The organism is Curtobacterium sp. DN_7.5 (assembly GCF_022655355.1).
In the GTDB taxonomy this organism is placed as follows: domain Bacteria; phylum Actinomycetota; class Actinomycetes; order Actinomycetales; family Microbacteriaceae; genus Curtobacterium; species Curtobacterium luteum.
This window is the reverse complement of record NZ_CP093378.1, coordinates 2,299,050-2,323,529: the sequence shown is the minus strand read 5'-3', so window position 1 is coordinate 2,323,529 and position 24,480 is coordinate 2,299,050. Positions and strand designations below refer to the sequence as shown.

Sequence of the window (24,480 nt, the reverse complement as noted above, 5' to 3'; positions counted from 1 at the left end):
CATACTCGCCGGCCCTCGCACACCGGCTGGGGCGCACCCGTCCGGCGTCGCGGTCCGCTGCACGCTCCCCGACAGCCGTCGTGCACCCCGTGTGGGGGTGAATATCGGCGATATCAACCCTCAACCTCCACTTTCGGGTTACCGTTGGCGCAACCCGGACCCTTGTCAACACCCACAGGACGGCCCGTCAGCATGCCCTTCGCATCACGGCCGATCGCTGCGTTCGCGGTGGTCGGTGCGCTCAGTCTCCTCGTGTCCGGTTGCTCCGGCGGCGACGGCGACCCCACCCCGTCTGCCACCCGCACCACGGGCGCGTCGTCGTCGTCCGCGTCCTCCCCGACACCGACGTCGGCGGCCGGCACGGAGTCCGGTGCGTCGGAGGCTCCCGCCTCGGAGGCGACCAACCCCGCGGACGACGACACCCCCGGCGCCTTCCCCGGCACCGGCGAGACCGTGCAGCCGGACGCCGACCCCTCCGCGTTCCCCGCGACCGCCGTCGTCACGTTCGCCGGCTGGGACGCCGGGACGAAGACCCTGCAGGCCGGTGGACTCGTCTCGGGCACCACGAACACCTCGGGCACGTGCACCTTCACCGCGAAGAAGGGCGGCACGACCCGGACCGCGGAGTCCGCCGCGCAGGCGAGCGCCAGCTCGGTGAACTGCGCACAGGTCTCCTTCCCCGCCGCACAGGTGTCCTCGGGCACCTGGTCGGTCACCCTGCAGTACTCGGTCGGGTCCGCGTCGACCATGTCCGACCCGATGACGGCGGAGGTGCCGTGATGACCAGCATCCGAGACCGCGGGACGCGTCGGCGACCGCTCCGCACGTCACTCGCCCTCGTCGCGGCCCTCGCGGTCGCCGTCAGCGGCCTGACGTTCGGCACCGTCCTCGCCGAGCAGACGACCACCGAGAGCGCCTCCGCGGCGACGGCGAGTGCGTTCGATCCGGGCAACATCATCAGCGACGCGAACTTCTACGACGGCTCGGCCATGAGCGCGTCGAGCGTGCAGTCGTTCCTGAACAGCGTCGCTCCCGGGTGCCGCCAGGCCTCCGGGGGCCCGAAGTGCCTCAAGGACTTCTCGCAGGCGATGAGCGCGATCCCGGCCGTCTCCGGGCGGTGCACGGCGATCGCGAGCGGCACGAAGACGGCGGCGACGATGATCGCGCAGGTCGGTTCGGCGTGCGGCATCAGCCAGAAGGTCCTGCTCGTCCTGCTGCAGAAGGAGCAGGGCATCGTCACGACCTCGAGCCCGACGAGCTACATGTACCTGCACGCCACCGGCTTCGCGTGCCCGGACACCGCCCCGTGCGACCCGGCCTACTACGGGTTCGGGCAGCAGGTCTACGCGGCAGCGCTGCAGTTCAAGCGGTACCAGGCGTCGCCGACCTCGTGGGCGTACCAGGCGGGCCGGAACAACTCGATCCTGTACAACCCGAACTCGGCGTGCGGTCGGAAGACGGTCTACATCAAGAACCAGGCGACGGCCGGGCTGTACATCTACACCCCGTACACGCCGAACACCGCCGCCATGAACAACCTCTACGGCACGGGTGACAGCTGCTCGGCGTACGGCAACCGGAACTTCTGGCGCATGTACACCGACTGGTTCGGCTCGCCGACCGGCAACGGGAGCCCCTACGGCAACGTCGACGCCGTGACCGCGTCCTCGGCCTCGTCGTACACGGTCACCGGCTGGGCGGTCGACCCCGACACCACCAACGCCCTCCGCGTCGCCTTCTACATCGACGGCGCCGGGTGGAAGACGGTCACCGCGAACGTCGCCCGCCCCGACCTCGCCGGCTCGCTCGGCACCGGCAACACCCAGCACGGGTTCTCGGCCGAGCTGACCGGCGTGGCCCCCGGCTCGCACTCGGTGTGCTCCTACGCGATCAACCAGGGGTCCGGGTCGAACACGTTGCTCGGCTGCTACACCCGCACGATCACGAGCGCGGCCCCGAAGGGCGTCATCGACACGGCGACCGGCGGACCGGGGACGATCAGCGCGGTCGGCTGGGCGCTCGACCCCGACTCGTCGAAGCCCGCGTCGTACAAGCTCCTCGTGGACGGCACCAGCCGTGCCTCCGGGAAGACGACGCTCGTCCGGAAGGACGTCGCCGCGGTCTACCCGGGCGTGGGCACCACCCTCGGGTGGTCGCAGCAGCTCACCGGCATCCAGCCCGGGTCGCACACCGTGGCGCTGTACGTGGTCGACGCGCCCGGCACCGGCTACGTGAAGGTCGCGTCGAAGACCGTCTCGGTCACCGCGCCCAGCACGGGCAAGACCGGCGGGACAGGAGCGGTCCGCGGTGCCTACGAGTCGGCGACCGGCGGCGCGGGCACGATCACGCTGAAGGGCTGGGCGATCGACCCGGACGTGTGGGACCCGGTCAAGTACCTGCTCCACGTCGACGGCGCCCGCAAGACCGGCACCGCCGACGCCACCCGGACCGACATCGAGGCGAAGAACAAGGACTGGGGCTCGGACGTCGGGCTGTCGGTGCGGCTGACCGGCCTCAGCGCGGGCAAGCACACCGTCCGCGTCTACTACCAGGACCTCCCGAGCGCCACGTGGGTCAGCTTCGGCACGAAGACGGTCACCGTGACGTCGGCGACGTCGACCGCGCCCTCCGGTCACACCGGGACGACCGGCAACTCGGGCACCGTGACCGGTGCGTTCGAGTCCGTCAGCGGTGGCGTGCACAGCGCGACCCTGCGGGGTTGGGCGATCGACCCGGACGTGTGGGACCCGGTGCAGTACCTGCTGCACGTCGACGGCGTGCGCGGCGCGACGGGGACGGCGAACGCCGTGCGGACCGACGTCGAGGCCGTGCACCCCGGGTGGGGCTCGGACGTCGGCCTGTCGGTGAAGCTCACCGGCCTCACGGCCGGGGCGCACACCGTCCGTGTCTACTTCCAGGACAAGCCGAGCGGGACGTGGAAGAGCTTCGGCACGAAGACGGTCACCGTCGTCGACCCGCCCACGACCGGCGCCACCGGCAAGACCGGCGCCGTGCGGGGCGCGTACGAGTCGGCGACCGCCGGGACCGGCACGGTCCGGCTGTCGGGCTGGGCGATCGACCCCGACCGCTGGGACCCCGTGCGGTACCTGCTGCACGTCGACGGGGTGCGCGCCGGCTCCGGGGTCGCCAACGCCGTGCGGACCGACGTGCAGAAGGTGCACCCGGACTGGGGCTCGGACGTCGGGCTCGCCGTGACGCTGACCGGGCTGACCCCGGGCAAGCACACCGTCCGCGTCTACTACGAGGACCTGCCGCGCGGCACCTGGGTGAGCTTCGGCACCAAGACGGTGACCGTCAAGTAGGGACGGTCACCCCCTGACGGACGGGAGGCGCGTCACCAGCCGGTGACGCGCCTCCCGTCCGTCGTGTGGCCGCACCGGACGACCGCACCGGCCGTGCCGGACGACCGCACCGGCCGCGCCGGACGACCGCACCGGCCGTGCCGGTGGCGACCGGTCAGCGGCGCAGCGCGCGCCGCGCCACCCGGCCCGCGCCGTGCAGGAGGCGGTACTCGGGGGAGCGGGTGAGCCCGTCGAAGCGGGCCGCGATCTGGTCGCGCTCCGCCTCGGCGGCACGCCGTGCGGTGTCGTACTCGCCGACCTTCCGCTCGGAGGCGATCAGCCGCTCGTTGATGTCGTGGACGCCGGCGAGGTGGACGTCGCGGTCGTGCTCCGCCCGGCGCAGGGCCTCCCGCTGCTCGGTGGCCCAGCGCAGGAAGGCGCTCCGGGCCCCGGTCCGGCCGGCGACGCGGGAGACGGCGGCGACGAGCGACGGCCCGACCTGCTCCGCGCGGGCACGGAACGTGTGGCGCTCGACGACGACGGCGCGGAGTCGTTCGACGAGCGCGGTCCGATCCGCCGCGGGCATCGCGAGCGCCCGCTCGAGGCCGGCGGCGTCCTCGAAGACCGGCACGTCGGCGAGGCCGAGGGCGTCGAGCCCGGTCGCGCAGTCCGTCACCGGGAGCGCCCCGGCGGCGAGCGACTCGTACAGGCGCGAGTTGAGGGTGCCGTAGGCGGCGGCGGGCGCGATGACGTCGTCGACCACGAAGGCCGCCGCGCGGTAGACCTGCGGGAGCGCGAAGTACGACACCATCGGACGCAGTTCGACCCCGGCCGAGGCCTCGACGTGGTCGACGTTCGCCGCGAACCAGACGATCGGCTCGGCGGGGGCGACCTCGGCGAGGACGTCCTGCACGTGGCGGCGGACGCCCCAGAAGTTGACCGTGGTGACCGCCCGGTCCGACCGCGGCTCGTCGGGCGCGGTGGTGAAGAGGTCGGTGTCGACGCCGATCGGGACGACCTCGACCGGGCCGTCGTACTGCGCGGACACCGCCTCGGCGGCGAGCGGCGAGGACGCCCAGACGGCGTCGAACTCGTCGAGGTAGGGCAGTGCCGCCCAGCGCTCCGTCCAGTTCCGCACCCAGGCGACGAGGGCGGTGCCGGTCGGGACGTGGCCGGGCACGAAGGACTCGATCATGCTGACCACGACCACGGTGTCGTCCGGCACCGACTCGCCCCACCGCTCGAGCGGCCACACCGCGACGCCCCAGCCCTGCTCGCGGAGCGCACGGGCCAGGCCGAGCGCGACGAAGAGGTCGCCCTTGCCCTCGTCCGGGTCGGCGGTGGAGACGGCGAAGCGGACCGTGCCGCGGGGGCCCGTGGCGTGCTCGCCTGCCGCGATGGCGACGTACTCGTCGCGCAGGGGAGCAGGGATGGGCGTCGTCGGGATCACGGCAGTCACGGCGTCCATCTTGCACGACGCACAGGTTCGGACCCGGGAGTCACGGGGCGCGCCTTGTAGGGTGTCATCGGCCGTGGGCACCCCGCTGTCGGCCGCCGAACGACCGCGCGACGAGTGCGGGAGCTGCAGGAGGAACCGCGTGAGCGAGCGCAAGGCCGGAGTCGTCTCCGTCGTCCTGGTGAACTACAAGGGCACGGACGACACCCTCACGAGCATCGCGGAGCTCCGCAAGCAGGACTGGCCGCAGGACAAGCTCGAGGTCATCGTCGTCGAGAACGGGTCCGGGCCGGAGCACCTCGGCCGGCTCAAGGCGTCTGACCTCGACTTCACGCTCGTCGACGCCGGCGCGAACCTCGGGTTCACCGGCGGCTGCAACCTCGGCGTCTCGAAGTCCTCCGGCGAGGTCGTCGCGTTCCTCAACAACGACGCCCGTCCGGACACCGGGTGGGTGCGCGAGGCGATGGCCACGTTCGCGTCCGGCGCGGACATCGGTGCCGTGGCGTCGAAGGTCCTCGACTGGGAGGGCGTCAACGTCGACTTCACCGAGGCCGCGATGACCTGGTACGGCATGGGCTACAAGCCGTTCGCCGGGTCGCCGGACACCGGGCGCTGGGAGAGCGAGACCGACGTCCTGTTCGGCACCGGCGCCGCGATGTTCATCCGCGCGGAGCTGTTCGAGCAGCTCGGCGGGTTCGACGACCGCTACTTCATGTTCTACGAGGACGTCGACCTCGGGTGGCGGCTCAACCTGCTCGGCTGGCGCTTCCGGTACCAGCCGAAGTCCGTGGCGTTCCACAAGCACCACGCGTCGATGAACAAGTTCGGCGACTTCCGCGAGACCTACCTGCTCGAGCGGAACGCGCTCTTCACGCTCTACAAGAACCTCGGCGACGAGCAGCTCGCGGCCGCGCTGCCCGGCTCGCTCGCCCTCGTCGTCCGGCGTGCGGTCGGCCGCGGCGAGCTCGACTCGACCGAACTCGACCTGCGCAACCCCGGCGACGACAGCGTCCCGACGATCCCGGTGCCGAAGACGAGCATGGCGGGCATCTACGGTGTCGACCAGTTCGTCGAGCAGCTCCCGTCGATGACCGAGTCGCGGCGGCAGGTCCAGGCGACGCGCGTCCGCAGCGACCGCGAGCTCCTGCGGCTCTTCGGCAACCGCGACGAGCCGGCCTACCCGATCGAGAACTACCTCGCCGGATACGACAAGATCGTGCACTCGCTCGGCGTGCTCGAGGTGGGCACCCGGCGCCGCGTGCTCATCATCACGGGGGACTCGATCGGCGCGAAGATGGCCGGTCCGGCGATCCGCGCCACCCAGATGGCGAAGCAGCTCGCGAAGGAGCACGACGTCCGCGTGGTGTCCCTGACCCGTTCGGAGCCGGTCGACCCGGCCTACGAGGTCGTGACCGTCCCGCACCGCCACCCGCGGCAGATGGTCGAGCACGAGGCCTGGGCCGACGTCATCGTCGTGCAGGGCCACGCGCTCCGCCTGTTCCCGGTGCTCGAGTCGACGCGCAAGATCCTGGTGGTCGACGTCTACGACCCGCTGCACCTCGAGCAGCTGGAGCAGGGCCGCAGCGACGACGTCGACAAGTGGAACCGGCAGATCCTCGACGCCTCGGACACGCTCAACCACCAGCTCGAGCTCGGCGACTACTTCATCTGCGCCTCGGAGCGCCAGCGCATGTTCTGGCTCGGCCAGCTCGCCGGCTCCGGCCGCGTGAACGCCCGCACGTACTCGCGCGACCCCGACCTGCGCTCGCTCATCGGTGTCGTGCCGTTCGGCCTCTCCTCGACCCCGCCCGTGCACGACGTGCAGCGGGTCAAGGGGGTCGTGCCCGGGATCGGCAAGAACGACAAGCTCGTCGTCTGGGGCGGCGGCATCTACGACTGGTTCGACCCGATCACGCTCGTCCGGGCGATCGGGCAGCTGGCCGCGAAGAAGCCGAGCGTGAAGCTGTTCTTCATGGGCGTGCAGCACCCGAACCCCGACGTGCCCGAGATGGACATCGTCGCGAAGGTCCGGGCCGAGGCCGACGCGCTCGGGCTCACCGGCACGAACGTGTTCTTCAACGACACCTGGATCCCCTACGAGGAGCGCGGCGCGTACCTCCTCGAGGCCGACGCCGGCGTCTCCACGCACTACGAGCACCTCGAGACCACGTTCTCGTTCCGCACCCGCATCCTCGACTACCTGTGGGCGCGTCTCCCGATCGTCACCACCGCCGGGGACTCCTTCGGCGACCTGGTCGCGGCGGAGCGCCTCGGCATCGCGGTGCACGAGCAGGACGTCGCCGGGCTCGCCGACGCCCTCGAGACGGCGCTGTTCGACAAGAAGGCCCGCGCCGAGTTCATCGGCAACGTCGACCGGATCCGTGAGCAGTTCACGTGGGAGAACGTGCTCGAGCCGCTCGTCGAGTTCTGCCGGAACCCGATCCGTGCCGCCGACAAGTCCGTGCGCGACGCCGGCACCGCCGTCACCCCGCACGAGATGCGCGTGCGCGTGCCGGACCGGAAGAAGACCTACGGCGTGCGGCACGACCTCGGCCGCGCGGTGCACTACTTCCGCACCGAGGGACCGCGGGCCGTCGCGGGCAAGATCAAGCGGCGCCTGCAGAACCGGTGACGCTCGAGACCCCGACCGCCCTCGTCGTCATCCCGACGTACGACGAGGCGGAGAACGTCCGCGCCATCCTGGCCGCCGTCGTCGCCGCCGTGCCGTCGGCCCACGTGCTCGTGGTCGACGACGGCAGCCCGGACGGAACCGCCGACGTCGTCCGTGCCCTGGCCGCGGAGGACGACCGCGTCCACCTGCTCGAGCGGTCGGGCAAGCTGGGACTCGGCACCGCCTACGTGGCGGGCTTCCGGTGGGGGCTCGAGCGTGGCTACCCGTTGCTCGTCGAGATGGACGCCGACGGGTCGCACCCCGCCGACCGCCTCCCGGCGATGATCGACGCCGTGCTCGCCGACGACCGCGTCCTGCTCGCGATCGGCTCACGGTGGGTCGCCGGCGGCTCGGTCGTCGACTGGCCGCTGCGGCGCGAAGTGCTGAGCCGGAGCGCGAACACCTACGCACGGATCGTGCTCGGCATCGGCGTGCGCGACGTCACCGCGGGCTTCCGGGTGTACCGCGCCGGAGCGGTCGCCGCGATGGACCTCGACGCGATCGACTCGAAGGGCTACTGCTTCCAGGTCGACATGACGCTCCGGGTCGACGCACAGGGCGGCCGGATCGTCGAGGTGCCGATCCGCTTCCGCGACCGCGTGCACGGGGTCTCGAAGATGAGCGGCGGCATCGTGGTCGAGGCGATGCTCCGCGTCACGCAGTGGGGCGTCCAGCGGCGCTTCGGTCGTCGCCGCACGGCCTGACCGTCGCCGACCGCGTGCCTGGTCGTCCCGGGCGCGCCTGGCTGTTCCGGGCGTTCCTGGTCCTCCCGGACGACCGGGAACGCTCGTCCTGACCGGTGATCGCGTTCGCGACGGGAAGGTGCGTGCGCGACCGAGGACCTGCCGCGCCGCACCGGCGGGACGGAGCCGAGCCGCGCCTCCAGGCCGGACCGCAGCGCCCGGGTCAGACGCGGGGGAGGTGGCGCCGCCACGACCGCCGACGTGCCGCGACCACGAGCACGGTCACGAAGAACAGCAGCCCGGCCCCGTGCAGGAGGTAGCTCTCGGCCGTGCTCGTCACCGCGAGCAGCACCAGCACCGCCGCCGGCCACACGTACGCCACCCCGGGGAACGTCGTCGCCGTGACCCAGGCCCGGGCGAAGGCCAGGAGCGCGGTGATCCCGAGCAGGATCGTGCCCGCGAGCCCGATCTGCAGCCACGCGTCGACGAAGGCGTTGAGCCCGGACGTGAAGCGCTGCCCCGCGGGGTCGATGAAGGTGACGTACGGGACGACCGCCTCCTGCGGCCAGGTCCCCACCCAGCCCCAGCCCTGGATCGGGAACTGCGCGGTGAGCGCCCGGATCTGCGCCCAGAGGTCGAGCCGGGTCGCGGTGCCGCCGGCCGCGCCGATCTCGGCGAGCACCCGGTGCCGGGCGACGACGCCGACGACGAGCATCGCGAGCACCACCACACCGAGCACGGCGTTCACGACCGGCCGTGCGCCGGGTCGGGCGTGCCGCAGGGACCACAGGGCCAGCGCGGTCACGGCGAGGGCGATCATCGCGAGGCCGGTGATGGGGGACTGCACGAGCATGAGCGCGATGACCGCGAGCGCGGTGGACGCGACCGCCCGCCAGACGGAGACCGACCGCGTCAGGAACTCGACGACGAAGGTCACGAGTGCCATGGCCGCGATGAACCCCATGAAGTTGCGGGTGCCGCCGATGCCCTGGATCGGACCGCCGTAGGCGATGTCGCCGCGGATGCCGAAGGCGGGGAAGGGGACGTCGAGCACCAGCCCGGAGAGGACCTCGAGACCGAGGGCGACGACGAGCAGGATGCGGAAGGCGTCCCCGGAGGCGCGGATGACCTGCACGAGGTCACGGCCGAGCGCCAGGTAGAGCCCGAGCCCGACGAAGCACACCGTGGCGGTGAGGCCCCGCAGCGCGACCCAGGAGTACTCGCTCCACAGGACGCTGAGCGCGCAGTACCCGACGAACGCCAGCAGGGACAGGGGGAGCACGCCGTGCCACTCGATGCGGTAGCGCTGCCCCAGCAGGCTGAGGCCGGCGAGCACGACGAGGGTGACGAGCACTGCCCAGGTCCCGGCGTCACCGACGAGCGCCGTGACCGTCGGTTCCCCGAACGCGAAGAGGACGATCACGGTCGCGAGCGCCTGGCTGAAGCGACCGCCGGCGGAGAACCCGATCCAGGCCGAGAGGTAGCGGCGCGCGAGCACGCGTCTCGTCACCCGGCTGTCCGTCACCCGTCCATCTTGTCGTACCTCGGCCGAGGGCACGCTCCGCTCTGGTCGCGCCCTCCATCCACGAAACGCGATATCGCCGTACCATCCAGTCGTGCAGCGCTGGCGCTCGGTCCGGACGGTCGGCGCCGCCGGGCTCGTCGGGGTCGTGGTGACGTTCGTCGGCTGGTGGCGTCTCGGGCCCGTCGCTGCCCGGACGGTGTGGGCCGAGGACGGCGGGGTGTTCTGGCGCGACCGTGCCGCGGACGGCCCCCTCGACCTCCTCGAGCCGTACGCCGGCTACCTCCACCTCCTGCCGCGCCTGCTCGTCGACGTCGCATGGGTGTTCCCGGTGGCCCACTACGCCGTCGTGCTCTCCCTGGGGTCCTGCCTCGTCGTCGGCGGGGCGGCCGCGCTCGTCTCGGTCCTCGCGCGCGACGTGGTCCACCCCTGGCCGCTCCGCGCGCTGCTCGCCGCGGTCCCGGCGCTCCTGCCGCTCGCGCCGGTCGAGATCGCCGGCAACGCGGCGAACCTGCACTGGTACCTGCTCGCCCTCGCACCGTGGGTGTTCGCGTACCGTCCGCGCCGTTGGTGGTCCGCCGTGGGGCTCGCGGCCGTCACCGCGGCGGTGACGCTCACCGAGCCGCAGACCGCGCTCTTCCTGCCGTTGCTGCTCCTCGCGTGGGTGCCCGACGGACCCGTCGGTGAGCGTCGCGTGGGCCTCCGGCCACTGCCCGTCACGGTCGTCGCGGTGCTCGGCGTGGCCGCGCAGGTCGCCGTGTCGGCCGTCACGCCCCGGCGCCTCGACCCGGGTGTCGCGTCGTGGCGCGACGTCGTCGCCGGGTGGTTCCTGCAGCCGTTCGGCGGACTCCTGCACGCCCGGGTCGGCGAGGTGGTCCGTGCGGTGCTCGACCACGGCTGGGCCGTCGTGCTCGTCCCCGCGGCGGCCGTCGGCGTGCTCCTCGTCGCGGCGGTCGCCGTCGGGTCGTGGCGGGCACGCGTCCTCGTCGTCGCGTTGACCGTCGGCTCGGTCGTCGTGTGGGCGGGTGCCCTCTGGGTGAACGGGGCGGACCGGCCGTGGTCCGGACCCGCGCCGGGCATGGTCGACGCGCCGCCCCTGCGCTACGGGGCCGCCAGCGGCCTCCTGCTGCTGTCCGCGATCGCGACGGCAGCAGGCGTCCTCATCACGTGGGGCGGCGCTCGTCGGCCCGTCACGACCCGGCCGGGAGGCGCGGTGCGGCTCACCGGGACCGCCCTCGGCTGGTGCGCGGTCGCGGTGGTCGTCGGCTCGGCGGTCGCCGGGACAGCGCCGGTCGCCCTGGACCACGAGCCGCAGCCGTCACGGCGGGCGGACGGACCCGAGTGGGCTCCGCAGGTCGCCCGCGCAGCGGCGTCGTGCCGTGCCGATCCGGCGCTCGCGTCGGTGCGGGTCGAGACGGCGCCGTGGGGGACCCGGATCGACTGCGCCCGGCTGCGGTGAGGGTGCGGGCCGTGCTGCGCCCTCGTCGGTCACGCTGCGGGGACCGGCGGATCGGCGGGTCAGTCGCGGAGCGCGCGATCGTCCGTCGACGCCCAGCGGAACTCGCGGCGCGTCGGCGGGGTGCGCGGGCCGTCCCCGACGGACACCGGTTCGTCGCCGACGAGGACGATCCGGGACTTGATCGCGATGAGCGCGAACAGGATCCAGTTGCCCTGGTAGAGCAGCCGCGACTCGGCTACCGATTGCACGAGGAGCGCGACGACGACGAGCAGGGGGAACAGCGACACCGGGTCGAACGACCGCTGCTCGAGGCGCGCGTCGTAGCCGATCCTGGTCGCGCCGGCCCACCCCCGGTGCAGCGTGGTGACGACGTAGACGAGGAAGAGCAGGAGCCCGATGATCCCCGTCTGCATCCAGACGTCGAGGTACGCGTCGTGTGCCTGGAGGTACGTCACGCCCTTGCGGTGCGCGAGGTCCGCGAGCGTCGGGATGCCCGGCCACCAGTAGCCGATCCAGCCCCAGCCGAGCACCGGGTGCTGGTCGACGAGGCCGAGCACCTTCGCCCAGATCTCCCCGCGGCCGGTGGCGTCGGACCCCTTGCCGAGGAGTTCGGACACCGCGCCCCGCGCCACGTACCCGACGACGGCGAGGACCACGGCGACGAGCAGGACGACCAGGTAGCGCGGCGTGCGGCGCTCGGTCGGGGTCCGCCGGACCCAGAGCGCCACGACCAGGACGAGCGCGACGACGACGGCGGCCGCGGCGACCGTGGACGACCGGGTGAGCAGGAACACGACCGCGGCGACGGACAGCCAGCCGATCGCCCGGGCACGCCGGATGCGTCCCTCGGCCCACTGCACGGCAACGGCGACCGCCGCGAGGAGCGCGACCATGGCCAGCAGGTTCGCGTTGCCCGGCAGCCCCTGGATGCGGCCGCCGGTGAACAGCTCGGCGCGCGAGAAGTAGAACGCATCGGGGATCTTCGCGTCGCCGTAGTCGGTCCACACCGGCGCGATCGGGTGCCGGAGGACGACCGCCACGAACGCCTCGAACACGAGCGAGAGCATGAGCACCCACCGCATCGCGAGGCTCGTCGCGTCGAGGATGCGGCGCCAGCTCAGGGTCGAGGCGACCGCGAACGCCACCGCGGCGCAGACGACCTGGACGACGATGCTCGGCAGGGTGGCGTAGCGCCAGTGGGACCAGACGAGCGACAGCAGGCACCACGCGAGGAAGAACCAGAGCGACCGGGGGGTGCGGGAGATCGGCGGGCGGGCGCGGACGAGGATCGTGACGCCCCAGACGGCCACCGCGCCCCACAGGATCCCGGCACCGACCCAGGTCAGGGTGTTCGGCAGGGCGTCACCGGCGAACACCACACCGAGCAGGGTGCTCGCGAACGCGAACGCCTCCCGCTCCGGAACCGTCCCTCGTGCCAGCGGCCACGTGTTCGTCACCCCGTCAGGCTACCGTCGCGCGCCCGCCGGTAGGCTCGCCGCATGTTCCTCGGCATCACCAACACCCCGCGCGACTACGCCTGGGGGTCCGTCACCGCGATCCCGGAGCTCCTCGGCCGCACCGTCACCGGGGCCCCCCAGGCGGAGTTGTGGCTGGGGGCGCACCCCGGCAGCCCGAGCGTCGTGGTGAACCCGGCGACGGTCGGTGGTGCCGACACGCTCCTCGACTGGATCGCCGCCGAGCCGGAGGCGGCGCTGGGGGCGGGCCGCACCGGGCTGCCGTTCCTCCTCAAGGTGCTCGCAGCCGCCGCACCGCTGTCGCTCCAGGCGCACCCGACCCCGGAGCAGGCGCGGGAGGGCTTCGACCGCGAGGAAGCGGACGGCGTCCCGGTCGACGACCCCGCGCGGAACTACAAGGACCCGTTCCCGAAGCCCGAACTCGTCGTGGCGCTGAGCGAGCGGTTCGAGGCGCTGAGCGGCTTCCGGCCGGTCGCCGAGACCCTCGCGGACGTCGAGCGCCTGGACGCGGGGTCCGGACGTCTCGGCCCGCTGGTCGCGCACCTCGGGCAGGGCCTCGAGGACACCGTCCGCTGGCTCGAGACCGCCGACGAGGGCGCGCTCGCGGTGGTCCGGGCGGTGAGCGACCTCGCGACCACGGTGCCGGACGACGCCGCCGGCCCGAACGTCCGCACCGTCCGCGACCTCGCCGAGGCGTACCCGGACGACCCCGGCATCGTCGTCTCGCTGCTCATGCACCGTGTGACGCTCCGGACGGGCGAGTCCATGTACCTGCCCGCCGGGAACATCCACGCGTACCTCGACGGGCTCGGCATCGAGCTCATGGCGCCGTCGGACAACGTCCTCCGTGGCGGGCTCACCCCGAAGCACGTCGACGTCCCCGAGCTCCTGCACGTCCTCGACTTCACGGCGTACCCGGCACCGGTCCTCGAGCCGGAGCACCTCGCGCCCGGGGTCGACCGGTTCGCGCCGGACGGTGTGGGCTTCGCGCTCGTGCGGGTCACCGGCGACGGCGGGCCGGTCGGGCTCGGCACGGGCGGCGTGGCACCGCTGCACGGCCCCTCCATCGCGATCTGCACCGAGGGGGTGGTGACGCTCGTCGGTGCGACGAGCGCGACCCTGCTCCGCCAGGGGGAGAGCTGCTACGTCACCCCCGACGAGGGCGACGTCACGGTCGAGGCGGACGCGACCTCGGGCCTGACGTCCACCGTCTTCATCGCGACCGGCGCGTGAACTCGCAGCCCTGACGGCCCTGCCGACCCGGCCGGTCCGCTAGCGTGGCGAGCATGAGTTGGCTGGTCACCGGCGGTGCCGGGTACATCGGGTCCCACGTCGTCCGCGCGCTCCGGGGTGCCGGCATCGACACCGTCGCGCTCGACGACCTGTCGAGCGGCTTCCGCGCCTTCGTGCCGGACGACGTGCCGTTCGTCGAGGGCACGATCCTCGACGGCGACCTCGTGGCACGGACGCTCCGCGAGCACGCCGTCACGGGCGTCGTGCACGTCGCGGGCTTCAAGTACGCCGGGGTCTCCGTGGAGCGCCCGCTGCACACCTACGAGCAGAACGTCACGGGCATGACGACCCTGCTCCGCGCGATGGCCGAGCAGGACGTCACGAAGGTCGTCTTCTCGTCGAGTGCGGCCGTCTACGGCACCCCGGACGTCGACACGGTCGTCGAGTCCACACCGAAGGCGCCGGAGTCGCCGTACGGCGAGTCGAAGCTGATCGGCGAGTGGCTCCTCCGGGACATGGAGGTCGCCCGCGGCTTCACCACGACGTCGCTCCGCTACTTCAACGTCGTCGGGTCGGGGGAGCCGGACCTCTACGACGCGAGCCCGCACAACCTCTTCCCGCTCGTGTTCGACGCGCTGCTCGCCGGGCGCACCCCGCGCATCAACGGCGACGACTACCCGACGCCGGACGGCACCTGCGTCCGCGACTACGTGCACGTCGCCGACCTCGCCCACTCGCACGCGGTCGCCGCGCGGAAGCTCGAGGCGGGGGAGCCGCTGGAGCGCGCCTACAACCTCGGCAGCGGCGACGGCGTGAGCGTCCGCCAGATCATGGACGCCATGGCGGCCGGCACCGGAATCGCCTTCGAGCCCGAGGTCGCTCCGCGGCGTCCCGGCGACCCGGCGCGCATCGTCGCGACCGGAGAGGCGGCTGCCCGCGACCTCGAATGGGCGATGCGACACTCCCTGGACGAGATGGTGTCGAGTGCGTGGGAGGCGCGCCGGAGCGTGTCCCGAGTGTGACCGGCTTGTCCCCCGAAGCCCGGACAGAACGCGGGCGACACGCCCGTACGGGGGACATGACACGCCGGAACGGTCAGCGGCTTCTATGATCCGCGACTTGACACCTGGCGAATGACACCGCTGTAATTACAGGCAACGACGGCAACCCGTCGTGGTCCGTCACGAGACGTCAGGGGTGATCAGGGTGAACGGTTCCGACTTCAGCGCCGGAGTTCCGGAGGACTGGCACGTCGACCCCGTGTCGCTCGGCGTCCCGGGCGTGCGGCGTCCCGACACCGACGACGAGGAGAACCCCCTCGCCTGGCAGGCGGACTCGCTGTGCGCGCAGACCGACCCGGAGGCGTTCTTCCCGGAGAAGGGCGGATCGACGCGCGAGGCGAAGAAGATCTGCACCTCGTGCGAGGTCCGGGCGCAGTGCCTCGAGTACGCGCTCGAGAACGACGAGCGCTTCGGCATCTGGGGCGGTCTCTCCGAGCGCGAGCGTCGCAAGCTGCGCAAACGGGCCTAGCCGCCCGACGGGAGGCCCGGACAACGTCCGGCTCACACCGTGCGGTGATGACCTCCACAGGTTCACGGCACGCCGTCGTCCGCGACGGAGCACGTGCCTCCAGACCGTAGAGTGACGCCCGTCATGCAGCCCAGTGCCTCCCAGCCCCGTGTCACCGCGATCCTGGTCGCCGCCGACGGCGGCGACCACCTCGACCGCACCCTCGACGCGCTGGCCCGGCAGACCCGTCACCCCGAAGGGCTCGTCGTGGTCGACGCCGGATCGACCGACGGCTCGACCGCCGACCTCGCGTTCGGCGGTTCCGCCGAACTCGTCCGCCTCCCGGGGCACCGGACGTTCGCCCAGGCCGTCGCCGCGGGCGTGCGCGAGGTCCGCCCCGTGGACGCCGACGGGCCCGTCGACGAGTGGCTGTGGTTCCTCGGGCACGACAACGCGCCCGCGCCGACCGCGCTCGCCGAGCTCCTCACCGCGGTGGAGATCGCCCCGTCGGTCGTCGTCGCCGGACCGAAGCTCGTGCACGACGACGACCCGTCGAAGATCCGCGACTTCGGCGAGAGCATGACCCGGACCGGTCGCTCGCTCGTGCTCGTGCAGGACGAGCTGGACCAGGGGCAGCACGACCGCCACACCGACGTGCTCGGCGTCGCGGCGGCGGGCATGCTCGTGCGGCGCTCGGTCTGGGAGCAGCTCGGTGGGTTCGACCCGGCGCTGCCCGACGTCGACGCCGCGCTCGACCTCTGCGTCCGAGCCCGACTGGCCGGCCACCGCGTCGCCGTCGTGCCGGAGGCGCGGATCACGAGCGCTGGCCCGGTGGAGGAGTTCGGCCGCAAGCGCCTCACCGAAGGCAAGCGCGTCCGGATGCACCGACAGGCGCAGCTGCACCGCCGCATGACCTACGCGCCGGCCGGGCTGCTCTGGCTGCACTGGCTGATGCTCGTGCCGTTCGCGGTGGGGCGGGCGGTCGGCCACCTCGTCGCGAAGCACCCGGCCGCCGTGAGCGGCGAACTCGCGGCGGCCTTCGCGGTCGCGTTCGGCGGCGGCACCGGTCGCTCGCGGAAGGTGCTGGCGCGGAACCGCTCCGTGGGCTGGGCTGCCGTCGAGCCGCTCCGCGTGAGCTGGCGCCGGGTCCACGAGCGGCGGACGACCTCCCGCGACGTCGAACTCGCGCGGGTCGAGGACGCCCCGATCGCCCGCGCCTCCTTCCTCGGCGACGGCGGCGTGTGGGTCGTCCTCGCGGCCGCGGTTCTGAGCGTCGTCACGCTGTTCCCGCTGCTCGGCTCGCCGGCCCTCACCGGCGGGGGACTCCTGCCGCTGTCGACGACGGTCGGACGCCTCTGGCAGAACGTCGGCTACGGCTGGCACTCGATCGGCACCGGTTTCACCGGCCCGAGCGACCCCTTCACGGCGGTGGTCGCGGTCCTCGGCTCGATCACGTTCTGGTCGCCGTCGACCTCGGTGGTGCTCGTGGTGCTGCTCGCGTTCCCGGTGTCGGCGCTCGGTGCCTGGTTCGCCGTCCGCAAGGTCACCACGCGCGCCTGGGTGCCGGTCGTCGGGGCTGCGCTGTACGCGATCGCGCCGACGCTCGTCGGTGCGGTCACGAGCGGCCACCTCGGGGCCGTCATCGCGCACCTGACGCTGCCGTGGCTCTTCCTCGCGCTCCTCGAGGCCCACCGCTCGTGGGCGTGGGCGTCCGGGGCCGCGATCCTCTTCGCCGTCGTGGCGGCCTCGGCGCCGTCGCTGCTGCCCGTGCTCCTCGTCGCCTGGCTCGTCTCGCTCGTCGTCGGTTGGCGACGCGCGCACCGTCGGGTGTTCGTCCCGGTCCCCGCCGCGGTGCTCTTCCTGCCGCTCGTGCTCGCACAGGTCGCGCGGGGCAACCCGCTCGCCGTCTTCGCCGACCCCGGTGTGCCGTCCGCCACCCGCGCGCCCTCGGCCTTCCAGCTCGCGATCGGGCAGCCGGTGCCGGACTGGAGCGGCTGGCTGCAGGCGTCCGCGCCGCTCGGGCTCCCGGTGTGGGTGCTGCCGGTCGCCATGGCCGTCCTCGCGCTCCCGGTCGCCGCCGCCGCGCTCGGGGCGATGCTCGGGCACCGGTGGTCGGTCGCCGGCGCCGCACTCGTCCTGGCCCTGCTCGGGTACGCCACCGCGTTCGGTGCCACGCAGCTCGCGGTCACCGGCGTCGGGTCCACGACCACGATCATCTGGCCGGGCAGTGGGCTCAGCGTCTCCTGGCTCGGGATCGTCGCCGCAGCATGCATCGGGCTCGACGTCCTGCCGCGGACCGCTCCCGTCGCGGCACTCGTGGCGACGGTGCTCGCGGGCGTGACGGTCGCGCCGGCCTTCGCGGCCTTCTACCTGCAGACCGCCGCGATCCAGCCGACCAGCGGACGCGTCCTCAGCGCCTACGTCAACGCCGAGGCGCAGGCGAACCCCGACGTCGGCACGCTCGTCGTCGACCCGCAGCCGGACGGGTCACTGTCCGTGGCACTCGAGCGTGGTCAGGGCTCGACGCTCGACGACCAGTCGACGCTCGAGTCGACGGCGCTGTCCCTGAGCCGTGCGGGCGAGCAGCTCACCACGCTCGCGGGCAACCTGGCGAGCCGGAGCGGCTACGACCCGCGCCCGGCGCTCCGCTCGCTCGGGGTGAGCTTCGTCCTGCTCGACGACGCCGGCTCCTCGCCCGAGGCGCAGGCGGTGCACGACCGCGCCGCCGGGGCGATCGGGCAGAACGCCCTCTTCACCAGCATCGGTGAGACGCCGAGCGGCCAGCTCTTCCACTTCGACGGCACGGTCGACCGGACGTCCACCGGCTCGGCGGCCGCCCACGCGACGCACGTCGCCTACCTGGTCGTCCTCGGCGTGGTCTTCGGTGCAGCCGCCCTGCTCGCGGTGCCGACCGCGCCCCGCCGACGCCGTGCCACCTCGAACCGCATCGAGGCCGAGGAGCCCGCGACCACCTTCGACGAGGAGCGCGACGAATGAGCGCCAGCACCCCCTCGACCGTCCGCCGCTGGCTCGTCCGCGGCACGGCCACCGCGGTCGCGGTCGTCGTCGCCGCCGGCACCGTGACGGCGGCGCACGCGCTCGGGACCGCCTCGACGCCCGGTCGTCCCGCCGGGCAGACCGTGACCCCCGTCGCCGCCGACGCCGAGCGCGTCTGCGCCGGCGACGCGCTCCGGCTGTCCGACGACGCCGGCAACGACGCCACGAAGGCCACCGCGGTCGGCAGCGCCACGATCGCGACCGCCACGACGGGGGACACCGTCGAGCGCTCGGACCTCGACGCGTCGGCCTCCGGCTCGAGCGATCCGCGGCTCCTCACCGCCCCGGCCGGCTCCACGACGCCGCAGGTCGCGGGCAGCAGCTACCAGAGCGTCTCCGACGGCGACCTCGTCGGTGTCGGCGCGGCGTCCTGCGACGACCCGGCGCAGTCGACGTGGCTCGTGGGCGGGTCGACCGAGACCGGTCGCACCAGCCTCATCACGCTCTCCAACCCGACCGACGTGAACGCCACCGTCGACCTGTCGATCTACGACGCCGCCGGCGAGGTGTCGGCACCGGGCACGACCGGCATCGTCGTCGCGCCGAACAGCCAGAAGGTCGTCCCGCTGTCCGGGTTCGTCTCGGACCAGGGGTCCACCGTCGTCCACGTCGAGTCGTCGGGCGGACAGATCGTCGCGCACATGCAGGAGACCGTCGTCCGGACGCTCACCCCCGGCGGGTTCGACATCGTCTCCGGCGGTGCCGCGCCGAGCACGTCGCAGGTGATCCCGGGCGTCGTCCTGAGCGGCGCGGAGGCCGCGCAGCGCGGTGACGACACCGCCGACGCGGCCCCGGTCCTCCGGCTCTTCGTCCCCGGCACCGCGACCGCCCGCGTCTCCGTCGGCATCACCACGGCGGACGGTGGCGGCTCCACCGTGAACGCCACCGCCGAGCCGGGCATCGTGACCGACGTCGCCCTGGACGACTTCCCGGACGGGCGGTACTCGTTCACGGTCAGTTCGACGGTGCCCGTCGTGGCCGGGGCCCGGACGACGACCCCGACGCAGGGCGGCGCGACCGACCTCGGCTGGTTCGCGTCCGCCGAGCCGCTCGGCGACGACGTCGTCACCGCGATCGCACCCGGTGGCGGCGCCCGGATGTCGCTCGTGAACCCGACGCAGCGGGACGCCGACGTCACCGTCACCTCGGGTGACCGCGTGCAGGAGCTGACGGTCGTGTCCGGCGCGACCGCGACCTTCACGGCACCGACGGCGACGCAGCTGCGCATCGAGGGCGCCGAGGGACTCGTCGGCGGGGTCACGTACCAGGACGACGAGGGGATCGCGGGGTACCCGATCCGTCCGTCGACGGCGGTCTCCACACCGGTGCGCGTCTACCCCTGACCGGGGTCTCCGGCGACCGCCGCGGACTCCGTCCCGGGGCGGGCCGCCGTCACCAGTGCCGGTAGCGGTCCGGCGCCAGGTCCCACGGGTCCTTGTCGATCAGCTCGCCCACGGCGCGGAACACCGCGGTCTCGATGACGATCCGTCGGTCGACGTCGTCCTTCTCGGGTCGTCGGGTCACCCGCTCGACCGGGATCCGGAAGATCGTCACCCGCCGTCCGGCGCGGTCCACCCGCCACCGGGGCATGCGCTCCGGGATGGTCTGGTCCGTCGGCATGTCCGCGACCTGGAACACCACGCCGGCGAGTTCGTCGGACCACAGCTGCACGAGGTAGTGCGCGGTGTCGCCGACGATCCGGTCGAACGTCTCGGCACGGGTGACGAGCGGCGCGAGGTCCGGCCCGGTCACGCTCGACCGGCCGCCGCGTCCGTGGCGGGAACGGCCCCGGCCTCGGTCGACCGGGGTGACGAGCGGGGGCTTGCGACGCATCCCGTCATCGTACGCGCGACGGGCCGCCCGGGGCGCACCCGGTAGGGTCGGAGGCGGTATGGACGTACGGATCTGCAGCAAGGTCGCCTGTGGCGCGAGCGCGTCGGCGACCCTCACGTACGACTACGCCGACTCGATGGTCGTCGTCGGGCCGCTCTCGACCCGGGTCGAACCGCACGGGTACGACCTCTGCGCGCGGCACGCCGCGCGACTGCGCGTGCCCCGCGGGTGGCGCGTCGTGCGACGCGAGCCGCTCCGCGAGGCCGACTGACGCGCCGGCCTGGAGGCGCTGCCCGCGTGACCGACGTCGGGTCGCGCACCGTGCCTCCCGGCCGATCGCGTCGCACCGCGTCGCGCACACCGCGCGCGGACGCGTGCGTGGAAGACTGACCGCATGCCCACCGAAGCCCGCACCGCAGCAGCCTTCCGCGTCGCCGACCTCTCCCTGGCCGAGGCCGGACGCCACCAGATCCGCCTCGCCGAGAACGAGATGCCGGGCCTGATGTCCCTCCGCGAGGAGTTCGGCCCCTCGCAACCGCTCGCCGGCGCCCGCATCACCGGGTCACTGCACATGACCGTGCAGACGGCGGTGCTCATCGAGACCCTCGTCGCCCTCGGAGCGCAGGTGCGCTGGGCGAGCTGCAACATCTTCTCGACCCAGGACGAGGCGGCTGCGGCCGTCGTCGTCGGGCCCACCGGCTCCGCCGCGGAACCCGCCGGCGTGCCGGTGTTCGCGTGGAAGGGCGAGACGCTCGAGGAGTACTGGTGGTGCACGAACCGCATCTTCGACTGGAGCGCCGAGGCGTCGGCGGCCGGTGCGGACTGGATCGGTCCGAACCTCATCCTCGACGACGGTGGTGACGCCACGATGCTCGTCCACACCGGCGCGGACGCCGAGGCTGCCGGTCGTGCGCCGGAGCCGGCCGCGGACGCGAGCGCCGAGTGGCGGATCGTCCTCGACACCGTCGCGGCGTCGCTGCGGGACTCGGGGGACCGCTGGACCCGGATCGCCGCCGACGTCGAGGGCGTCACGGAGGAGACCACGACCGGCGTGCACCGCCTGTACGAGCTGTTCCGCGACGGCACGCTGAAGTTCCCCGCCATCAACGTCAACGACTCCGTGACGAAGTCGAAGTTCGACAACAAGTACGGCATCCGCCACTCGCTGCCGGACGGCCTGAACCGCGCGACGGACGTGCTCATCGGCGGCAAGGTGGCGTTCGTCGTCGGGTACGGCGACGTCGGCAAGGGCGCGGCCGAGGCCCTCCGGGGTCAGGGCGCCCGGGTGATCGTGTCCGAGGTCGACCCGATCTGCGCGCTGCAGGCGGCGATGGACGGCTACCAGGTCGCCCGTCTGGCCGACGTCGCGGGCGAGGTGGACGTCGTCGTCACGTGCACCGGCAACCTCGGGGTCGTCGGGGTGGACGACATGCTCGCCCTGAAGCACCTCGCGATCGTGGCGAACGTGGGCCACTTCGACAACGAGATCGACATGGCCGGCCTCGAGTCCCTGCCCGGGGCGGAGAAGGTCGAGATCAAGCCGCAGGTGCACGAGTGGCGCCTGCCGAACGGTCGATCGGTCCTCGTGCTGAGCGAAGGCCGCCTGATGAACCTCGGCAACGCCACCGGGCACCCGTCCTTCGTGATGAGCAACTCGTTCACGAACCAGGTCCTCGCGCAGATCGAGCTGCACACCCGGCGGTCGGAGTACCCGACGGGGGTGTACGTGCTGCCGAAGCACCTCGACGAGAAGGTGGCGCGGCTGCACCTCGACGCGCTCGGGGTGCAGCTGACGACGCTGCGCCCGGAGCAGGCGGCGTACATCGGCGTGCCGGTGGAGGGGCCGTACAAGCCCGACCACTACCGGTACTGAGCGGCTGGGCGGGTCGGGCGGGGCCGCTCGGGCGCACTGCCGCCTGGGCGGGGCCGCGCTCGCCGTCGGCCCCGGGCGGTCGCGACTCCCCGTGTGCTCGGCGTCGGGTGGTCGTGGAGCGTCGGTCGTCCGCGTCCTGAGCGACGGGTCGTGACCGGCGGTCGGAGGTGAGCGGGGAGTCGTGACCGCCCGCCGCGCCCGGCATCAGCGCGGGAAGCCCGGCGGTCGCGCGCTCGCCGTCGGCCCCGGGCGGTCGCGACTCCCCGTGTGCTCGGCGTCGGGTGGTCGCGGAGCGTCGGTCGTCCGCGTCCTGAGCGACGGGTCGTGACCGGCGGTCGGAGGTGAGCGGGGAGTCGTGACCGCCCGCCGCGCCCGGCTTCAGCGCGGGAAGCCCGGCGGTCGCGCGCTCGCCGTCGCAGCGGCCGCGGCGATGGTCGCCGCCCGACCCCGCAGCGCGCGCAGGTCACGCTCGCGCCGGAGCGCCACGACCCCGGCGAGGAAGACCTCCGCGGGGACCGGCGGCACCGGGTGCGCGTACCCGGCGACGGCCGCGGCGAGCGACTGCGCCGTGGCCGCGCGGTGGTCCGGCCGCATGTCGGCGGCCCCGCGGAAGAACGCACCCAGGCGGTTCTCGAGCCGCTGGGGGAGCGCCGAGACGTCCGCCACCCGCGCCCACCCCGCGAGTTCGACGGGCAGGAGCACGACGGGGTCCTGCTGCCGGCGTGTGCGTTCGTGCTGCACGACGGTACCGGCGAGGAGGTCACCGAGGCGTCTCGGACGCGAGCCGAACAGCGCCACCAGCAGCGCCACGGACCCGAGCGAGCCCCACAGCTCCAGCAGCCCGACCAGCGCCCGCGCGAACGCGTGCCGGAAGCCGATGGCCCCGCCGTCGGTGCGCACGACCCGCGTGCCGAGGGCGTAGCGACCGACGCTCTTGCCCCGGGTCGTCGTCTCGACCGCCGCCGGCACGAGCACCAGGACCAGCACGGCCACCACGATCTGCAACGCGGCGACCCACCCGGTGTCGACGCCGCGGGGGACCACCCGTGCGAGCCCGAGCAGGAGCATGACGTACAGCGTGACCAGGCAGGCGGCGTCGAGGAGCGCCGCCGCCAAGCGGAGTGCGATGCCCGCGGGCTGCACGTCGAGCGCGACGGCCTCGCCGACGACGAGTTCGTCCGCGGTGTCGTCGAGGGCCCGGACGAACCGGCCGTCGGCGAGGTCGCGCGACGCGTTCGGCTTCGACATGGGATCATTCTGTCGGAGACCGGCGCCGGACGGCACGAGCCGGACCGCACGAACCGGACCGCCCGTGCCGCACGGCACGAGCCGGACCACACCGACCGGACCACACCGACCGGACCACACCGACCGGACCACACCGACCGGACCACCCAGGGGGGAACCGTGGACCTCGAGGCCTACGCGGACGTGCACCGTGACCGCTGGCAGGAGCTCGACCGGCTCGCCCGGCGGCGCCACCGCTCCGGCGCCGACGTCGACGCCCTGGTGTCCGCGTACCAGGAGGCCGCGACCGACCTCGCCCGCATCCGTGGCGCCGCCCCGCGCACGGCCACGGGGGACCGGTTGTCCCTGACGCTCTTCCGGGCACGACTGCGCTTCACGGGCACCCCCGTGGACCCCCTGTCGGCCGTCACCACGTTCTTCGCGGTGCAGCTCCCGGCCGCGCTCTACCGCATCCGCTGGACGACGATCTGGGTCGCGCTCGTCACCGCGGCCGTCGCGGTCGTCGTCGGCGTCTGGATCAGCACGACCCCCGGCGCGGTCGACACCTTCGGGACCCCCGAGGCGCTCCGGCGGTACGCCACGCAGGACTTCGTCGACTACTACTCGGACCACGGCCTCGGGGCCTTCACCGCGCAGGTCTGGACGAACAACGCGTACATCGCCGCGAGCATGGTCGCGTTCGGCATCACGGGCCTGTTCGTTCCGTACGCGATCGTGCAGAACGCGGTCGGCCTCGGGGTCTCCGGCGCGGTGATGCACTCGCAGGGCCGCCTGGGCGACTTCTTCCTCTACATCGCGCCGCACGGGCAGCTCGAGCTCTACTCGATCTTCCTCGCTGCGGCAGCCGGACTCATGATCGCCTGGTCGTGGGTGGCCCCCGGTCCGCGCACCCGGGCGCAGGCACTCGCCGAGGACGGCCGCGCGCTGATCATCGTGGCCGTCGGGCTGACGCTCACGCTGCTGCTCTCCGGGCTGGTCGAGGGCGTCGTCACGCGCCAGCCCTGGCCGTGGCCGGTCAAGATCGGCATCGGGACACTGGCGCTCGCGGTGGTCCTCGTCTACCAGTGGGTCGTGGGCGGTCGTGCCCACCGCGCGGGCGAGCGCGGCGACCTCGAGGAGTTCGAGCGCGGTGCGACGGCCCTGACGGCCGGCTGACCCG

18 protein-coding genes are annotated in these 24,480 nt (G+C 73.2%); 13 read left to right on the top strand and 5 right to left on the bottom strand.

Annotated features, from left to right (window positions below):
• Positions 1-192 precede the first annotated feature (192 nt).
• Positions 193-780, top strand: a complete 588-nt coding sequence (locus MON03_RS10640; RefSeq protein WP_242088331.1) for a hypothetical protein — start codon at positions 193-195, stop codon at positions 778-780.
• The gene (locus tag MON03_RS10635) at positions 780-3,323 is read left to right on the top strand and encodes a hypothetical protein (RefSeq protein WP_242088330.1); all 2,544 of its coding nucleotides are present in this window, start codon (positions 780-782) and stop codon (positions 3,321-3,323) included. The genes MON03_RS10640 and MON03_RS10635 overlap by 1 nt, the downstream gene beginning before the upstream one ends.
• A 154-nt stretch (positions 3,324-3,477) precedes the next feature.
• On the opposite strand, the gene MON03_RS10630 is transcribed toward MON03_RS10635, so the two are convergent.
• Positions 3,478-4,761 (bottom strand): glycosyltransferase family protein, encoded by a 1,284-nt coding sequence (locus tag MON03_RS10630; protein ID WP_242088328.1) that lies wholly within the window; start codon positions 4,759-4,761, stop codon positions 3,478-3,480.
• A gap of 139 nt (positions 4,762-4,900) precedes the next feature.
• Here MON03_RS10630 and MON03_RS10625 point away from each other — a divergent pair, with 139 nt between their 5' ends.
• Together MON03_RS10625 and MON03_RS10620 are read left to right on the top strand one after the other, a co-directional pair.
• Positions 4,901-7,390 (top strand): glycosyltransferase, encoded by a 2,490-nt coding sequence (locus MON03_RS10625; protein WP_242088326.1) that lies wholly within the window; start codon positions 4,901-4,903, stop codon positions 7,388-7,390.
• Positions 7,387-8,133, top strand: a complete 747-nt coding sequence (locus tag MON03_RS10620) for a polyprenol monophosphomannose synthase (RefSeq protein ID WP_022903786.1) — start codon at positions 7,387-7,389, stop codon at positions 8,131-8,133. The genes MON03_RS10625 and MON03_RS10620 overlap by 4 nt, the downstream gene beginning before the upstream one ends.
• Before the next feature lie 202 nt (positions 8,134-8,335).
• On the opposite strand, the gene MON03_RS10615 is transcribed toward MON03_RS10620, so the two are convergent.
• A complete protein-coding gene (locus MON03_RS10615) occupies positions 8,336-9,637 on the bottom strand; it encodes an O-antigen ligase family protein (RefSeq protein ID WP_175328710.1) in 1,302 nt (433 codons plus the stop codon).
• 91 nt (positions 9,638-9,728) lie between these two features.
• Here MON03_RS10615 and MON03_RS10610 point away from each other — a divergent pair, with 91 nt between their 5' ends.
• The gene (locus MON03_RS10610; protein WP_242088324.1) at positions 9,729-11,093 is read left to right on the top strand and encodes a hypothetical protein; all 1,365 of its coding nucleotides are present in this window, start codon (positions 9,729-9,731) and stop codon (positions 11,091-11,093) included.
• A gap of 59 nt (positions 11,094-11,152) precedes the next feature.
• Here the strand turns inward: MON03_RS10610 and MON03_RS10605 are convergent, their stop codons facing one another.
• Positions 11,153-12,550, bottom strand: a complete 1,398-nt coding sequence (locus MON03_RS10605) for an O-antigen ligase family protein (protein ID WP_242088321.1) — start codon at positions 12,548-12,550, stop codon at positions 11,153-11,155.
• Positions 12,551-12,592: 42 nt separating this feature from the next.
• Between MON03_RS10605 and manA the strand changes: the two genes are divergently transcribed.
• The 5 genes from manA to MON03_RS10580 all read left to right on the top strand — a co-directional run bounded on the left by manA (position 12,593) and on the right by MON03_RS10580 (position 19,710).
• On the top strand, positions 12,593-13,801 hold the full coding sequence (gene manA, locus MON03_RS10600) for a mannose-6-phosphate isomerase, class I (RefSeq protein ID WP_242088319.1): 1,209 nt from the start codon (positions 12,593-12,595) through the stop codon (positions 13,799-13,801).
• 53 nt (positions 13,802-13,854) lie between these two features.
• Entirely contained in the window at positions 13,855-14,823 is a 969-nt protein-coding gene (gene galE, locus MON03_RS10595; RefSeq protein WP_175328706.1) for a UDP-glucose 4-epimerase GalE, read from the top strand.
• Between the two features lie 175 nt (positions 14,824-14,998).
• Positions 14,999-15,331 (top strand): WhiB family transcriptional regulator, encoded by a 333-nt coding sequence (locus MON03_RS10590; RefSeq protein ID WP_083882040.1) that lies wholly within the window; start codon positions 14,999-15,001, stop codon positions 15,329-15,331.
• 123 nt (positions 15,332-15,454) lie between these two features.
• Entirely contained in the window at positions 15,455-18,307 is a 2,853-nt protein-coding gene (locus MON03_RS10585; RefSeq protein ID WP_242088317.1) for a glycosyltransferase family 2 protein, read from the top strand.
• The gene (locus MON03_RS10580) at positions 18,304-19,710 is read left to right on the top strand and encodes a DUF5719 family protein (protein ID WP_242088314.1); all 1,407 of its coding nucleotides are present in this window, start codon (positions 18,304-18,306) and stop codon (positions 19,708-19,710) included. The genes MON03_RS10585 and MON03_RS10580 overlap by 4 nt, the downstream gene beginning before the upstream one ends.
• A 49-nt stretch (positions 19,711-19,759) precedes the next feature.
• On the opposite strand, the gene MON03_RS10575 is transcribed toward MON03_RS10580, so the two are convergent.
• On the bottom strand, positions 19,760-20,200 hold the full coding sequence (locus MON03_RS10575) for a metallopeptidase family protein (RefSeq protein WP_242088313.1): 441 nt from the start codon (positions 20,198-20,200) through the stop codon (positions 19,760-19,762).
• Positions 20,201-20,258: 58 nt separating this feature from the next.
• On the opposite strand from MON03_RS10575, the gene MON03_RS10570 reads away from it, so the two are divergent.
• Together MON03_RS10570 and ahcY are read left to right on the top strand one after the other, a co-directional pair.
• A complete protein-coding gene (locus tag MON03_RS10570) occupies positions 20,259-20,471 on the top strand; it encodes a DUF3499 family protein (protein WP_242088312.1) in 213 nt (70 codons plus the stop codon).
• 123 nt (positions 20,472-20,594) lie between these two features.
• Entirely contained in the window at positions 20,595-22,073 is a 1,479-nt protein-coding gene (gene ahcY, locus MON03_RS10565) for an adenosylhomocysteinase (RefSeq protein WP_242088311.1), read from the top strand.
• A 378-nt stretch (positions 22,074-22,451) separates the two neighbouring features.
• Here the strand turns inward: ahcY and MON03_RS10560 are convergent, their stop codons facing one another.
• The gene (locus MON03_RS10560; RefSeq protein ID WP_242088310.1) at positions 22,452-23,321 is read right to left on the bottom strand and encodes an RDD family protein; all 870 of its coding nucleotides are present in this window, start codon (positions 23,319-23,321) and stop codon (positions 22,452-22,454) included.
• Positions 23,322-23,480: 159 nt separating this feature from the next.
• Between MON03_RS10560 and MON03_RS10555 the strand changes: the two genes are divergently transcribed.
• The gene (locus MON03_RS10555; protein WP_242088309.1) at positions 23,481-24,476 is read left to right on the top strand and encodes a stage II sporulation protein M; all 996 of its coding nucleotides are present in this window, start codon (positions 23,481-23,483) and stop codon (positions 24,474-24,476) included.
• Positions 24,477-24,480: the final 4 nt, after the last annotated feature.